The sequence below is a fragment of the Bordetella genomosp. 5 genome (assembly GCF_002261315.1).
In the GTDB taxonomy this organism is placed as follows: domain Bacteria; phylum Pseudomonadota; class Gammaproteobacteria; order Burkholderiales; family Burkholderiaceae_B; genus Bordetella.
This window is the reverse complement of record NZ_NEVP01000001.1, coordinates 382,059-397,211: the sequence shown is the minus strand read 5'-3', so window position 1 is coordinate 397,211 and position 15,153 is coordinate 382,059. Positions and strand designations below refer to the sequence as shown.

The window sequence follows — 15,153 nt, the reverse complement described above, 5'->3', positions numbered from 1 at the left end:
TCGACTGCCGCAACGCAGCGGAGTTCCCGCCGGCGTCGCCCTGGAGGCGCGGATATACCTAGGTATAGATGCGTCCCCATATGATTTCCAGAGGGCAGTCGACCCTGGAATGTATCCGACCCGAGGCACCCGCTCCGCGGCGCGCCCGGGGCGCCCTGGGTGCGTTACCAACCGGCCTGCTTCAGGGCCTGCCGGGTGGCGTCGTCGGACGGGCGAATGAACAGCGCACCGCGCGGGTCGAACATCACCTCGTAGCGCGCGCCATCGAGCAGCGGCATGTAGGCGGCGCTGCCGAACTGCACGTCCACGAACGGCAGCCAGTTCGGAATCAGACGCTTGACCGCGCCGATGTCGGGCGCGGGCCAGTCGTCCAGCACGTGCACCGAGCGCGTCGCGGTCTGCTCGCGGGGGGCATCTTCGTAGCGGCCGGACAGACGCTCGAGACGGTAGAGCGGCGGCGCGCCGGCCAGCAGGGCCGGCAGGCGCCAGCGCACCACTTTGGCATCGATCTGCCATTGATCGCCGAAGAGCGTGTAGGTCTTGCCGGTCAGGCCGGGCGACTGCGCGACGACGTCGTACTGGCCCTCGGCGAGCTTGCGCACCTGAACGGTCGCCACCGGAACGTCGTCGGTGAGCCGGAAAAACTGCACCAGGGACAAGGCCAACAGACCGGAGACGCAGCCCAGCGCGATCAGCACCAGACCGAACAGGCGGCGCACCGGGCGCAGACGAAATACCCGGCGGCCCATTTCGTCGCGCGGCCCGCCGCGCCCGAGCAACAGCGGCAATCCGATCAGCAACACCACGACCGCCCCGAGGGCGATCCAAACAAACGGGGCAAACGCATCCATCAAAGACGAGGCTCCTTCCAGGCTCGACGGTCAGCCGCAGTATAGAAGCGCCTCCGCGCCGCGACCGCAAGTCCTGTGTTCCAGCTGAAACCGGATGTGTGCCACCCGGCTGCACGCGCGCGAGGGCGCGCCTTCTGTCCCAGCTGCAATTGCCATTCTTGGCGCTGTTTGGGTAGGACACATTCCCGCATCATGACTTCCATGCCCGGCGCATCGCCGCCGGACCTCCGACACCCAACCAGGAACCCCGTCATGTCGCAACGTTTGAACTACTACAAGCTCGCGCCCGATCTCGCCAAGCAATACACCGCGTTTCAGATGACGCTGAACAAGAACCCGATCGCACGCGAGCTCGGCGTGCTCGTAACCTTGCGCGCGTCCCAGATCAACGGCTGCGCGTTCTGCGTGGACATGCACGTGAAAGAAGGCAAGCTTCATGGCGAACGCGAACTGCGCCTGCACCATGTCGCGATCTGGCGCGAGTCGACTCTGTTCTCGCCGCGCGAACGCGCAGCGCTGGCCTGGACCGAAGTGCTGACGAAGCTGCCCGCCCATGGTGTGTCAGACGCGGACTTCACGGCCGCCCGCGAACACTTCTCCGAAGAAGAACTGAGCGCGCTGAGCTTTCTGGTCGTGGCGATCAATGGCTGGAACCGTCTGAGCGTGGCGTTCCTGCCGGTGCCGGGCTCGCTCGATGCCGAGTATGGCCTGGACAAGGCGGGGCTGGTCTGACCGGCCGCACCTGGCCGGCCGCACCTCGCCGGTTGCACCTCGCCGGTTGCACCTCGCCGGCGGCACCTGGCCGGCCGCCCGCACCCCTACACCACCTCGGGGCGGAGCAGCAGCCGCATGCGCGCCGCCAGGGCATCGGCCTGCTCGCGATCAGCGACGTTGGTAAAGCTCATCAAGAGGCCCAACGGCGCGCCGGGCAGGCTCGACCAGCTCGATAAGGGCTGCGCATACAGCCCGGCCTCGCGCAGTCGCAGAGCCAGCGCGCGGTCGTCGTAGCCCGCCGGCAGGCGCAGCACCATGTGCATGCCGCCAGGCTGCGGCTCCACCCGCAGGCCCAGCCCCGGGCCGAGCGCGGCGTCCAGCGCCGCGGCCATGTCGCTGCGGCGCTGTGTATATAGCCGACGCATGCGTTGAATGTGTCGCGCGAAGTGCCCCTCGCTCATGAACAGCGCCAGCGTGGCCTGCGTCAGCCACGGCGCGCCGGCGCCCAGCAGCGCATGCACGCGTTCCACGCGCGGCACCAGCGCGGGCGGCACGACGAGGTACGAAAGCCGCAGGCCAGGGAACAACACCTTCGAGAACGTGCCCGCGTACAGCACTCTGCCGGCCGTATCGCGGCTGGCGAGCGCGGGCAGGGGCCGGCTCACGTAGCGATACTCGCCGTCGTAATCGTCTTCGACGATCCAGCGTTCGCCCTCGGCCGCCCAGGCCAGCAGCGCCTGCCGGCGCGCGGGCGACAAGGTGAGGGATAGCGGGCTTTGATGCGCAGGCGTCACCACGGCCGCGCGCGCTTGCGGCGCGAGGACCTGGCCGGCGGCCACGTCGAGCCCTTGCTCATCCACCGGCACCGCGCGCCAGTCCATGCCGAATTGCGCGAGCAACGCGCGGGTGGGCGGATAACCCGGATCCTCGACCCACACGGCATCCTGCGGGCTCAGGACCGCACTCGTCGCCACCTGCATGCTCTGGTGATAGCCCGAGGTGATGAACACCTGCGACGGCGTGCAATGCAGGCCGCGTGACACTTGCAGATAGGCCGCCGTGGTCTCGCGCAAGGCGTCCAGACCGGCCGTGGCGGGATACGACAGATCGTGGAGGCGCATGCCGCGCAGACACCGCGCCCCGAGCCGGGCCCACAGTTTGCGCGGCACGGCATCGAGCGCGGGCAGGCCCATCTGCAGCGGCATGGGCGTCTTGGGCCGCGGCCACATGGGCAGATCGGATTCCAGCGCCGCGTCGCTGCCGGTGGGCGCGGGGCATCCCGGCGCGGGGCATCCCGGCGCAGGCCCGGCCTCACGCGGCCCGGCCGGCCGCCGCCCGGCCTGCCGCCGCGTCGCCAACCCGGGCGTCACCACGGTGCCGGCCTGTCCGCGCGATTGAATCCAGCCTTCGCCATTGAGCACGGCATAGGCGGTCTCGACCGTGCCACGCGCGATGCCGAGTTCCTTGGCCAGGGCGCGAACCGACGGCACCCGGTCGCCGGGCTTGAGCGTGCCCGACTCGATGCCATTGCGGACCTGCCAATAAATCTGGCGGTAGATCGGCGGATCCCCGGCGGTGGTCGCGGGGTCGGTGGGGAAGGAATCGATCGTCACGGCAGCGGATCCGCAAAAAGACCGGGCGAACGGCAAAACATGTCCCAGTCAAAAACACCGAATATGGCACTTCGGATTATGTCATGCCCTCCGTAGGATGACGACATGCCCGAGCCCTGCGATACGGCTGGCCGACTCACTCTTTTCTTACGCACCATGTCCACCTCACCCCGCTTGCTGCACGCCACCACCGACGCGGAACTGCAGGCCTGCTTCGGCCTGATGCGCGAACTGCGTCCTCACCTCGACCGTCCCGACGATTTCGTGACGCGCTGCCGCCGCCAGCAGGCGCAGGACTGGCATCTCCTCGCCGCCTGGGAAGATGACACGCCGGTCGCGCTGGCGGGTTACCGTTTCCAGGAAAACATGATCTACGGGCCCTTCGTCTACGTCGACGATCTCGTCGTGAGCGCGCCGCAACGGGGCGCGGGGTGGGGCGCCACGCTGCTCACCGAGGTCGCCCGCATCGCCCGCGAATACGCCTGCGCCCGGCTGGTGCTCGACACCGGCCTGGCCAACAGCCTCGCACAACGTTTTTACTTCCGTCAGGGCCTGCTCACCAGCGCCATCCGCTTCGGCCAAGACCTCTAACGAACTCCGCCACCATGAATATTCTTCGACTCCTGTGCAGCGCCCGCGGTGCCGACTCCGAAAGCCGCTCGCTCTCCGATCAGATTCTCGAGCACCTCACGCGCCGCCACGCCGGCACGCCGTTGTCGATCACCGACTTCGACACCAACAGCCTGCTGCATGTGGATGGCGGCTATGCGCGGGCGCTGGCATCGCTCAACGATCCGGACACGCCGACCGGCGCGCTCGCCGTGTCGGATCAATTGATCGCGGCGCTGCGCGCGGCGGACGTCCTCGTGATCGCCACGCCGATGCACAACTTCACGGTGCCTTCCGCGCTCAAGGCCTGGATCGATCATGTGCTGCGCGTGCGCCATACCTTTACGATCGAGCCGCATGGCAAGGTCGGCGCGCTGCGCGATCGGCCTGTCTATATCGCCATATCGTCGGGCGGTCTCTTTTCCGGCCCGCTCGCGCGCCAGCCGGACTTTCTCACGCCGTATCTGCGCCATGCGCTGGCCACGATGGGCCTGCACGACGTGCATCTGTTCAGTGTCGAAGGCACGGCGCGCGGACCCGAGCCGCTCGCCGCGGCGCGCATGCATGGTCACGACCAGGTGCGCGCGCACTTCGCGTGCGCCTGAACCGCAGGGTTTAAGCACGGCACAAAGCAAGACGGCGCGCCCCGCATCGGGACGCGCCGTCTTTTCGTCGCGTGTGGGCCGCGTCTTACTTCAGTCGTTCGGCGTGGAACGCCAGATGGTCGCCCATGAAGGTCGAGATGAAGTAATAGCCGTGGTCATAGCCCTCGTGGCGGCGCAGCGTGAGCGGCTGGCCCGCGGCGCGGCAGGCTTCCTCGAACACATCGGGATTGAGCTGCTCGGCCAGGAAATTGTCGGCCAGCCCCTGATCGATCAGGATGCCTTGCGGATAGGGCGCCGCGCTTTGCTTGCGCATGAGTTCGCTGGCGTCGTGCTCGGCCCACGCGGCGCGGTCTTCACCCAGATAGCCGGCAAACGCCTTGTGGCCCCACGGGCAGCGCGTGGGTGCGGCGATCGGCGCAAAGGCCGACACGCTGCGCCAACGGCCCGGATGACGCTGCGCCAGCACCAGCGCGCCGTGTCCGCCCATCGAGTGACCGAACAGACCGGCACGGCTCAGATCGGCGGGAAACTCCCGGCCGATCAGGTCGAACAACTCACGCGCCACATAGCTTTCCATGCGGTAGTGCGTCGACCAGGGTGCTTGCGTGGCATCGAGATAGAAGCCGGCACCGGTGCCGAAGTCCCAGTCCTGATCTTCGCCGGGCACACCGGCGCCGCGCGGACTCGTATCCGGCGTCACGAGCATCAGGCCGAGCTCGGCCGCGAGGCGCTGCGCGCCCGCCTTGATCATGAAGGTCTCTTCGGTGCAGGTCAGGCCGGCCAGGAAAAACAGCACCGGCACGGGGCCGTGCTCGGCCTGCGGCGGCACGAATACGGAGAAGCGCATGGGCAGTCCGATTTCGGCCGAATCGTGCCGGTAATAGCCCTGCCAGCCGCCAAAGGCACGGTGGTGCGAAAGTCGTTCGGTCGCGGCGGTCATGGCATTACTCCTAGGTGTATCTGCGGGGTACTGAAAAACGGTTCCCGATGTTAACCTGCGATGACGGTTACTCATTCGACCCCCGATTCGGGTCAACCGGGCTTGACCGCCGACCACGCCGGCACTATTTATAGTGTGTGTGCAATCTACTGAGCTTGCTACCCGCAAGTCCCGACTATGGCCCGACTGCCCCGCTTGTATGCCCCTGGGCTGCCCCAACTGGTGCAGGCCAATTTCGTACAGTCGCTGGCCGCGCCATCGCAGCCAGCGCCCGGCGACATCCTGAACCAACTGGCAGGCTGGCTCGGCGAGTCGGCACAGCGCCACAAGGTCGCGGTTCATGGGTGGGTACTCGCCAACGACCGCATTCTGCTGCTCGCCACCCCGGCCGACGAAGAAGGTCTGCCCCGGCTGATGCAAACGCTGGGCCGCAATCTCGCGGCGCGGCTGCGCGGCGGGCGCGTCTTCGCGGGCCGCTACCGCTCGGCCCTGCTCGAGCCGGGCGTGTGGGTCCTGCCGGCGCTGGTCTGGCTCGAAACCTACCCGGTGCGCAGCGGCGCGTCGGTCGATCCCGATTCCTGGCCGTGGTCCTCGGCCGCCAGTCACACCGGCAACACCTCGGTCCCGCCCACGCAATGGCAGTCCGATCACGCCGATTACTGGGCCTGCGGCAACACCCCGTTCGATCGCCAGGCCAATTACCGCAAGCGGCTTCAAGACGGCCTTTCGCGGGATCAGTCGCAGCGCATCGAACAGGCGGTGTCGGGCCAATGGGCCCTGGGTGGCACTGAATTCATCGCGAGCCTGGCCCATACCGCCAGCCGCCGTGTCGCGCCAGGCCAGCGTGGCCGCCCGCGCAAAAAGCCGGCCACCGGCCACGAGCAGCCTGATATGTCCCCCGAGCCCGCCGCCGCGCGCGGTCTCGATCGCCCCGGCACCGAGCCGCCCGTGGCGCCCACCGATGGTGGCGCCGGCCCTCACGGCAGCGGCGGCGCGTCCCGCTGAGCTACCGCCCCGTTGTGCTTGCAGACCCGGCCTCGCGCCGGGTCTTTGCTTTGGTACTGTTGCTTTTTACAATTTTCGCGGGCTAAAAATGCTCCATCAAACGGGGACGCATAACGGCATTTTTGCACAATGTTCGTGCAAAACCGAAAAACGTCATGAAGGCGTCTTTTTTAAGTGCTTGATTTATATCTCTGTTTAAAGTGTCCCTATTATTATTCAAGAATTCTTCTCATTTGATTTAAAAGGGACACACCCCCAAAAATTCTGTTGCGCGTCAACTCGCACCGCAGTAATGTCGCACCCTGCACTGCAACATTCACGACGCAGGCCACTGCGGAGCGCGTTATGTCCAATACTTCGAAAGACCAATCCTGTCGCACCGTCGCGGCGGCCCCCATCGATGCCCGTCGCATCGGACTGCCTGCCGCGCAGGGTCTCTACGACCCCGCCAACGAACACGACGCCTGTGGCGTGGGTTTCGTCGCCCATATCAAGGGCCGCAAAAGCCACTCCATCATCCTGCAGGGCCTGAAGATCCTCGAGAACCTGGACCACCGCGGCGCGGTCGGTGCGGACAAGCTCATGGGCGACGGCGCCGGCATCCTGATCCAGATCCCCGACACGCTCTACCGCGACGAGATGGCGCAGCAAGGCGTGGCGCTGCCGCCTCCGGGCGAATACGGCGTCGCCATGGTGTTCCTGCCCAAGGAAACCGCCTCGCGCCTGGCCTGTGAACAGGAACTCGAGCGCTCCGTGCGCGCCGAAGGCCAGATCGTGCTGGGCTGGCGCGATGTGCCGGTCGACCGCGACATGCCGATGTCGCCCGCCGTGCGTGACTGCGAGCCCGTGATCCGCCAGCTGTTCATCGGCCGCGGCGCCGACGTCATGGTGCCCGACGCGCTGGAACGCAAGCTCTACGTGATCCGCAAGACCGCCAGCCACGCCATCCAGAACATGCGTCTGGCGCACGGCAAGGAATACTTCGTGCCGTCGGCCTCGGTCCGTACCGTGGTGTACAAGGGCCTGCTGCTGGCCGATCAGGTCGGCGCCTACTACCGCGACCTGGCCGATCCGCGCACCGTGTCGGCCGTGGCCCTGGTGCACCAGCGCTTCTCGACCAACACGTTCCCGGCCTGGCCGCTGGCTCACCCGTACCGCATGATTGCGCACAACGGCGAAATCAACACGGTCAAGGGCAACTTCAACTGGCTGCGCGCCCGCGAAGGCATGATGCAGTCGGCCGTGCTGGGCGACGATCTCAAGAAGCTCTACCCGATCGTCTACGAAGGCCAGTCCGACACCGCCACGTTCGACAACTGCCTCGAGCTGCTGGTGAACTCCGGCTACTCGCTCGCCCACGCGATGATGATGATGATCCCGGAAGCCTGGGAACAGCACACGCAGATGGACGAGAGCCGCCGCGCGTTCTACGAATACCACGCCGCGATGATGGAGCCCTGGGACGGTCCGGCCGCCGTGGCCTTCACCGACGGCCGCCAGATCGGCGCCACCCTCGACCGCAACGGCCTGCGTCCCGCGCGCTACCTCGTCACCGATGACGACATGGTGATCCTGGCCTCCGAGGCCGGCACGCTGTCGATCCCCGAGAACCGCGTGGTCAAGAAGTGGCGCCTGCAGCCCGGCAAGATGTTCCTGATCGACCTCGAACAAGGCCGCATCATCGACGACGCCGAGATCAAGCTGCAGCTCGCCAACAGCCGTCCGTACCGTCAGTGGATCGAGCGGCTGCAGATCAAGCTCGAGTCGCTGCCCGCGCCGAAGAACGGCTCGCCGGCCACGCAGACCTCGGTCTCGCTGCTCGACCGGCAGCAGGCGTTCGGCTGGACCCAGGAAGACTACAAGTTCATCCTCGAGCCGATGGCCACCACCGGCGAAGAAGTGATCGGCTCCATGGGCAACGACGCGCCGCTGGCCGTGCTGTCGAACCGCCCCAAGCCCTTCTACAACTACTTCCGCCAACTGTTCGCCCAGGTCACCAATCCGCCGATCGATCCGATCCGCGAGCAGCTGGTGATGTCGCTGGTGTCGTTCATCGGCCCGAAGCCCAACCTGCTCGACATCAACAACGTCAACCCGCCGCTGCGCCTCGAAGTCTCGCAGCCGGTGCTGGATTTCGCCGCCATGGCGCAGATCCGTGACATCGATCAGGTCACCGGCAAGAAATTCCGCAGCTACGAGCTCGACATCACGTACCCGGCCGCCTGGGGCTCCGAGGGCATCGAAGCCCGCGTGGCCGCGCTGTGCGCCCGCGCCGTCGATGCCGTGCAAAGCGGCTACAACATCCTCATCGTGTCCGATCGCCTGGTCGACAGCGAGCGCGTGGCCATCCCCGCGCTGCTGGCCACCTCGGCCGTGCACCAGCACCTGATCCGCGCCGGTCTGCGTACCAACGCCGGTCTCGTGGTCGAAACCGGTTCGGTGCGCGAAGTGCACCACGTCGCGCTGCTGGGCGGCTATGGCGCCGAAGCCATCCACCCGTATCTCGCGCTCGAGTCGCTGGGCCGCATGGCCGATCCCGACAAGGCCGTGAAGAACTACATCAAGGCGTGCGGCAAGGGCCTGAACAAGGTCATGTCCAAAATGGGCATCTCGACCTACATGTCGTACTGCGGCGCGCAGATCTTCGAAGCCGTGGGTCTGCAGCGCGAGCTGGTCGACAAGTACTTCACCGGCACCGCCTCCAACATCGAAGGCATCGGCATCTTCCAGGTCGCCGAAGAAGCGCTGCGCCTGCACCGCGCCGCCTTCAGCAACGATCCCGTGCTGGCCAACGCGCTCGACGCCGGTGGCGAATACGCCTACCGCGTGCGCGGCGAAGAGCACATGTGGACGCCGGACTCCATCGCCAAGCTGCAACACGCTTCGCGCGCCAACAACTACCGCACCTACAAGGAATACGCGCAGATCATCAACGACCAGAGCAAGCGCCACATGACGCTGCGCGGTCTGTTCGAGTTCCGCGTCGATCCGGCCCGTGCGATTCCGCTCGACGACGTCGAGCCCGCCAAAGAGATTGTCAAGCGCTTCGCCACCGGCGCCATGTCGCTGGGCTCGATCTCCACCGAGGCGCACTCGGTGCTGGCCGTGGCCATGAACCGCATCGGCGGCAAGTCGAACACCGGCGAAGGCGGCGAAGACGAGCTGCGCTACCGCAACGAAATGCGCACCGGCAAGAGCGGCATCAAAGAAGGCGACACGCTGGCCTCGGTGCTCGGCGCCGACCGCATCGAAGCCGATGTGCCGCTCAAGAAGGGCGATTCGCTGCGCTCGCGCATCAAGCAGGTCGCGTCGGGTCGTTTCGGCGTCACCGCCGAATACCTCGCCAGCGCCGACCAGATCCAGATCAAGATGGCGCAGGGCGCCAAGCCCGGCGAAGGCGGCCAGCTGCCCGGTCATAAGGTCTCCGAGTACATCGCCAAGCTGCGCTACTCGGTGCCGGGTGTGGGCCTGATCTCGCCCCCGCCGCACCACGACATCTACTCGATCGAAGACCTGGCTCAGCTCATCCACGACCTGAAAAACGTCAACTCGAAGTCGTCGATCTCGGTCAAGCTCGTGTCCGAACTGGGCGTGGGCACGGTCGCGGCCGGCGTGGCGAAAGCCAAGGCCGACCACGTCGTGATCGCAGGCCATGACGGCGGCACCGGGGCATCGCCCGTGTCCTCGATCAAGCATGCCGGCACGCCCTGGGAACTGGGCCTGGCCGAAACGCAGCAGACCCTCGTGCTCAACCGCCTGCGCAACCGCATCCGCGTTCAGGCCGATGGCCAGATGAAGACCGGCCGCGACGTCGTCATCGGCGCGCTGCTGGGCGCGGACGAATTCGGCTTCGCCACCGCGCCGCTGGTCGTCGAAGGCTGCATCATGATGCGCAAGTGCCACCTCAACACCTGCCCGGTGGGCGTGGCCACGCAAGATCCCGAACTGCGCAAGAAATTCCAGGGCAAGCCCGAGCACGTCGTGAACTTCTTCTTCTTCATCGCTGAAGAAGTGCGCGAGATCATGGCTCAGCTGGGTCTGCGCAAGTTCGACGACCTGATCGGCCGCACCGATCTGCTCGACATGCGCAACGGCATCGAACACTGGAAGGCGCAAGGCCTGGACTTCCAGCGCGTGTTCCACCGCGCCGTCTCCGAAGAGCCCGTGCGTCACACCGAAGAGCAGGACCACGGCCTCGCCGGCGCGCTGGATCACCAGCTGATCGAGCGCAGCAAGCCCGCGCTCGAGCGCGGCGAGAAGGTCTCGTTCATCACGCCGGTGCGCAACCGCAACCGCACCATCGGCGCGATGCTGTCGGGTGCCGTGGCGTCGCGCTACGGTCATGCCGGTCTGCCCGACGACACGATCCACATCCAGTGCAACGGCACCGCCGGCCAGAGCTTCGGCGCCTTCCTCGCACACGGCATCACGATGGATCTCGTGGGCGAAGGCAACGACTACGTCGGCAAGGGCCTGTCGGGCGGCCGCATCATCGTGCGCTCGCCCAACGACTTCCGCGGCTTCGGCCCCGATCACATCATCGCCGGCAATACCGTGCTCTACGGCGCGCTTTCCGGTGAAGCCTTCTTCAACGGCGTGGCCGGTGAACGCTTCGCGGTGCGCAACTCGGGCGCCGCCACGGTGGTGGAAGGCACGGGCGACCACGGCTGCGAATACATGACCGGCGGCACCGTCGTCGTGCTCGGCAGCACCGGCCGCAACTTCGCCGCGGGCATGTCCGGCGGCGTGGCCTACGTCTGGGATCCGGACCGCACGTTCAAGCACCGCTGCAACCTGTCGATGGTCGAACTCGAAGCGATCCTGCCGCACGCCGAGCAGCAGTCGCAGAACAACATCGAGATCTGGCACAGCGCGCAACGCGGCGGCGAGCGCGATACCGACGAAGCGATCCTGCGCCGTCTGGTGGAAGAACACTTCCGCTACACCGGCAGCTTCCGCGCCCGCGAAATCCTGGGCGACTGGGAAGCGTCGCGCGGCAAGTTCGTGAAGGTCATGCCGACGGAATACCGCCGCGCATTGGGTGAAATGTGGCGTGCAGCCAACCCGCAACAGATGGCTGCGTGAGGAAAGACAATGGGAAAGATCACTGGATTTATGGAATTTCAGCGCCTCCAGGAGGCGTATGAAGCCCCGGCCAAGCGCCTGAAGCACTGGCGTGAGTTCGTCCTCCATTTGAGCGACGATCAGGCCAAGCAACAGGCGGCGCGCTGCATGGACTGCGGCATCCCGTTCTGCAACAACGGCTGCCCGGTCAACAACATCATCCCCGACTGGAACGACCTGGTGTATCGCCAGGACTGGCGTGCCGCACTCGACGTGCTGCATTCCACCAACAACTTCCCCGAGTTCACCGGTCGCATCTGCCCGGCGCCGTGTGAAGCCGCCTGTACCTTGAACATCAACAGCGACGCGGTCGGCATCAAGTCGATCGAACACGCGATCATCGACAAGGGCTGGGCCGAAGGCTGGGTCGTGCCGCAACTGCCGGCGCGCAAGACCGGCAAGAAGGTCGCGGTGGTGGGCTCCGGCCCGGCCGGCATGGCGGCCGCGCAGCAGCTCGCCCGCGCCGGCCACGCCGTCACGCTGTTCGAGAAGAGCGATCGCATCGGTGGCCTGCTGCGCTACGGCATCCCCGACTTCAAGCTCGAGAAGGCCCAGATCGACCGCCGCGTGGCGCAGATGGAAGCCGAGGGCGTGGAATTCCAGCCGTCGACCTACATCGGCAAGCAGGGCGACGCCGCGGCCGATGGCCTGACGGTGCGCACCCCCGAATCGCTGCAGGCCGAGTTCGACGCCATCGTCATGAGCGGCGGCTCCGAGACCCCGCGCGACCTGCCGGTGCCGGGCCGCGAACTCTCCGGCGTGTATTACGCCATGGACTTCCTGCGCCAGCAGAACAAGGCCGTGGCGGGCGACCGCCTGACCGACCAGACGCTGGCCAAGGGCAAGCACGTCATCGTGATCGGCGGCGGCGACACCGGCTCCGACTGCGTCGGCACCAGCAACCGTCACGGCGCGGCCTCGATCACGCAGTTCGAACTGCTGCCGCAGCCGCCCGAAAGCGAAAACAAGCCCATGGTGTGGCCGTACTGGCCGCTCAAGATGCGCACCTCGTCGTCGCACGACGAAGGCTGCCAGCGCGATTGGTCCGTGACCACCAAGGCCTTCAAGGGCGCCAACGGCAAGGTCGAGAAGCTCATCGGCGCGCGCGTCGAGTGGTTCAAGGACGAAGCCACCGGCCAGATGAAGATGCGCGAAGTCGAAGGCTCCGAGTTCGAGCTCAAGGCCGACCTCGTGTTGCTGGCGATGGGCTTCGTGTCGCCCGTGCAAACCGTGCTCGACGCCTTCGGCGTGGACCGCGACGGGCGTGGCAATGCCCGCGCCAACACCGACGACTACCGCACCAACGTCGACAAGGTGTTTGCGGCCGGCGACATGCGTCGTGGCCAGTCGCTGGTCGTCTGGGCCATCCGCGAAGGCCGCCAGTGCGCGCGCGCCGTCGACGAGTTCCTGATGGGCAGCTCCGACCTGCCGCGCTGATCCCCGCGATCACGGCAAGGCAACGGCCGGCCTCCGCAAGGAGCCGGCCGTTTTGTTTTTCTGCGCGCGAGCGGCGGCGCAATACGCGCACGAGGCCGCGTGATCCTCGATGCAAACCTCGCGTTCGTCCGAGACGCGTGGCGGCAAGACCACACTGCCATCGGGGGCTTGATGCACATCAAGACCCCATTTTCCGCCCTCTGCGAACCTGACAGCCTATCGTCACGCAAACCGGAGAGAGGAAATGTTCCCGATGTATCGGCGCACCCGCGCCCTGATCCTGGCCGCACTCTGTGGGGGCACCCTGCTGGCCACCGCCCCCGCCGTCGCTCACGAAGAAGGCGACTGGCTGCTGAAGGTCGGGGCCACGCAGGTGCGCCCCAAGTCCAACAACGGCAGCGTGCTCAACGGCGCCGTCGGCCTCGACGTCAACAACAACGTGCGTCCGTCGTTCACGGTCACCTACATGGCCACGCGCAATGTCGGTATCGAACTGCTGGGCGCCTGGCCCTTCGAACACGACATCCGCGGTAGCGGCGGCCTGGGCAAGATCGGCAGCACCAAGCAGCTGCCGCCCACGCTCAGCCTGCAATGGCACTTCCTGCCCGACAGCACGGTGCAGCCGTACGTCGGCATCGGCCTGAACTACACCACCTTCTTCGACACCAAGACCCACGGCGCCCTGTCGGGCTCGAAGCTCGAGCTGTCCGACTCGTGGGGCATCGCAGGCCAGGTGGGCGTCGACGTCAAGCTCAGCGAGCGCTGGTTCATGAACGCCGACCTGCGCTACATCGACATCTCTTCCAAGGTGAAGCTCGACGGCCAGCGCATCGGCACCGCCCGGATCGATCCGTGGGTCGCGACCGTCGGCGTGGGGTATCGCTTCTAAGCTTTCAGGCCACATGCGCGGGCGTTGTGTGGCGGCAGGGCATAATGATTTTCCTGCCGCGCAACACACAATATGTATAGAGGAGTCCGCGCATGAAACCCCTGTTCCCCCTGTTGGCGGGCGCGCTTGCCGCCGCCTGCCTGCTCACTGGCCCGGCCCGCGCCCAGAGCGCCGATAACTGGCCCAGCAAACCCATCACCCTGATCGTGCCCTATGCACCGGGCGGCTTTGCCGATACCCGGGTGCGCTTGCTCGCCCGCAAGCTGAGCGACAACCTCAAGCAGACCGTGGTGGTCGAGAACAAGGCGGGCGCGGGTGGCGTGATCGGCACCAATCTGGTCGCCAAGGCCGCCCCCGATGGCTACACCATCGGCACCGGCAACCTGGCCCCGATGTCGGTGAACCCCACCCTCATGCCCGACATGCCGTACGACCCGATCAAGGACCTCGCGCCCGTGGTGCTGATCGAAAACAGCCCGCTCGTGCTCAGCGTGAACAACACCCTGCCGGTCAAAACGCTGCAGGACCTGATCGCCCTGGCGAAGAAAGAACCCGGCAAGCTCACCTTCGGGTCGTCCGGCGTGGGCGGCGCGCACCATCTGTCGGGCGAAATGTTCCGCGAACAGGCCCATGTCGATGTGGTGCACGTGCCCTACAAGGGCGGCAGCCTGGCCGCCACCGATCTGATGGGCGGCCACATCTCGATGATGTTCGAAATGGGCTATTCGGCGCTGCCCGCCATCCAGGGCAAGAAAATCCACCCGATCGCCGTCACCTCCAAGCAACGTCTGGCCGTGCTGCCCGACGTGCCCACCATGGCGGAATCGGGACTGCCGGGCTTCGAGTCGTACAACTGGCAAGGCATCGTGGCGCCGGCCGCGACGCCCGCCCCGGTGATCGCGCGCCTGAACGCCGAGTTCAACAAGATCCTGAAGGATCCCGAGGTGGTCAAGGCGATCGCCGACACCGGCAGCCAGGCCGGCGGCGGCACGCCCGAGGAGTTCGGCGCCTTCATCAAGAGCGAGACGGCCAAGTGGGCCGAGGTGATCAAGACCGGCAAGATCACGCTGCAATAACTGGGCTCGTCCGCCCCGCCCGACGCAGGGGCGGGCGGACCCCGCTCCCTGGGGTCGCATCCCCGGCCGAATCCGTTGTGCGCGCGCATCATCGCCGTGGGCGGCGATCCGCCGCACATTGCCGGGTGTCTGCCACTGCCCGGGGCAGGGCCGGGGGGGGCCCAACCGGTTTCAGCCCGCTTTCAGATGCCCGACGGGCCGCTGCGCCCCGCGATACGGGCGTGTCGAGGGCCGACCCTCACGGCCGGACCCGGGCTGAAACGCCGGCCTTCGATCTGTCGGCGCGGACG

At 66.6% G+C, this 15,153-nt stretch carries 11 protein-coding genes; 8 read left to right on the top strand and 3 right to left on the bottom strand.

Translation table 11 applies throughout. The features are described 5' to 3' along the window. Positions 1-164 precede the first annotated feature (164 nt). Positions 165-854, bottom strand: coding sequence for a hypothetical protein (locus tag CAL25_RS01830; protein ID WP_094798233.1), 690 nt, complete (start codon positions 852-854; stop codon positions 165-167). Positions 855-1,103: 249 nt separating this feature from the next. Between CAL25_RS01830 and CAL25_RS01825 the strand changes: the two genes are divergently transcribed. Continuing rightward, entirely contained in the window at positions 1,104-1,583 is a 480-nt protein-coding gene (locus CAL25_RS01825) for a carboxymuconolactone decarboxylase family protein (protein WP_094798232.1), read from the top strand. A gap of 86 nt (positions 1,584-1,669) precedes the next feature. On the opposite strand, the gene CAL25_RS01820 is transcribed toward CAL25_RS01825, so the two are convergent. Then, positions 1,670-3,178, bottom strand: a complete 1,509-nt coding sequence (locus CAL25_RS01820; RefSeq protein WP_094798231.1) for a PLP-dependent aminotransferase family protein — start codon at positions 3,176-3,178, stop codon at positions 1,670-1,672. A 156-nt stretch (positions 3,179-3,334) separates the two neighbouring features. Between CAL25_RS01820 and CAL25_RS01815 the strand changes: the two genes are divergently transcribed. Continuing rightward, entirely contained in the window at positions 3,335-3,769 is a 435-nt protein-coding gene (locus CAL25_RS01815; RefSeq protein WP_094798230.1) for a GNAT family N-acetyltransferase, read from the top strand. A gap of 14 nt (positions 3,770-3,783) precedes the next feature. Beyond that, positions 3,784-4,392, top strand: a complete 609-nt coding sequence (locus tag CAL25_RS01810; protein WP_094798229.1) for an FMN-dependent NADH-azoreductase — start codon at positions 3,784-3,786, stop codon at positions 4,390-4,392. An 85-nt stretch (positions 4,393-4,477) separates the two neighbouring features. Here the strand turns inward: CAL25_RS01810 and fghA are convergent, their stop codons facing one another. Further along, the gene (gene fghA, locus CAL25_RS01805; protein WP_094798228.1) at positions 4,478-5,332 is read right to left on the bottom strand and encodes an S-formylglutathione hydrolase; all 855 of its coding nucleotides are present in this window, start codon (positions 5,330-5,332) and stop codon (positions 4,478-4,480) included. A gap of 177 nt (positions 5,333-5,509) precedes the next feature. Here fghA and CAL25_RS01800 point away from each other — a divergent pair, with 177 nt between their 5' ends. From CAL25_RS01800 to CAL25_RS01780, 5 genes are all read left to right on the top strand, one after another. Further along, the gene (locus CAL25_RS01800; protein ID WP_249278908.1) at positions 5,510-6,337 is read left to right on the top strand and encodes a hypothetical protein; all 828 of its coding nucleotides are present in this window, start codon (positions 5,510-5,512) and stop codon (positions 6,335-6,337) included. A 345-nt stretch (positions 6,338-6,682) separates the two neighbouring features. Further along, a complete protein-coding gene (locus tag CAL25_RS01795) occupies positions 6,683-11,422 on the top strand; it encodes a glutamate synthase-related protein (RefSeq protein WP_094798227.1) in 4,740 nt (1,579 codons plus the stop codon). A gap of 9 nt (positions 11,423-11,431) precedes the next feature. Continuing rightward, complete coding sequence (locus CAL25_RS01790; protein WP_094798226.1) at positions 11,432-12,898, top strand: glutamate synthase subunit beta; 1,467 nt, start codon at positions 11,432-11,434, stop codon at positions 12,896-12,898. Positions 12,899-13,142: 244 nt separating this feature from the next. Further along, positions 13,143-13,787, top strand: a complete 645-nt coding sequence (locus CAL25_RS01785) for an OmpW/AlkL family protein (protein WP_094798225.1) — start codon at positions 13,143-13,145, stop codon at positions 13,785-13,787. A 92-nt stretch (positions 13,788-13,879) separates the two neighbouring features. After that, entirely contained in the window at positions 13,880-14,863 is a 984-nt protein-coding gene (locus tag CAL25_RS01780) for a Bug family tripartite tricarboxylate transporter substrate binding protein (RefSeq protein ID WP_094798224.1), read from the top strand. The last annotated feature ends 290 nt before the right edge of the window (positions 14,864-15,153 follow it).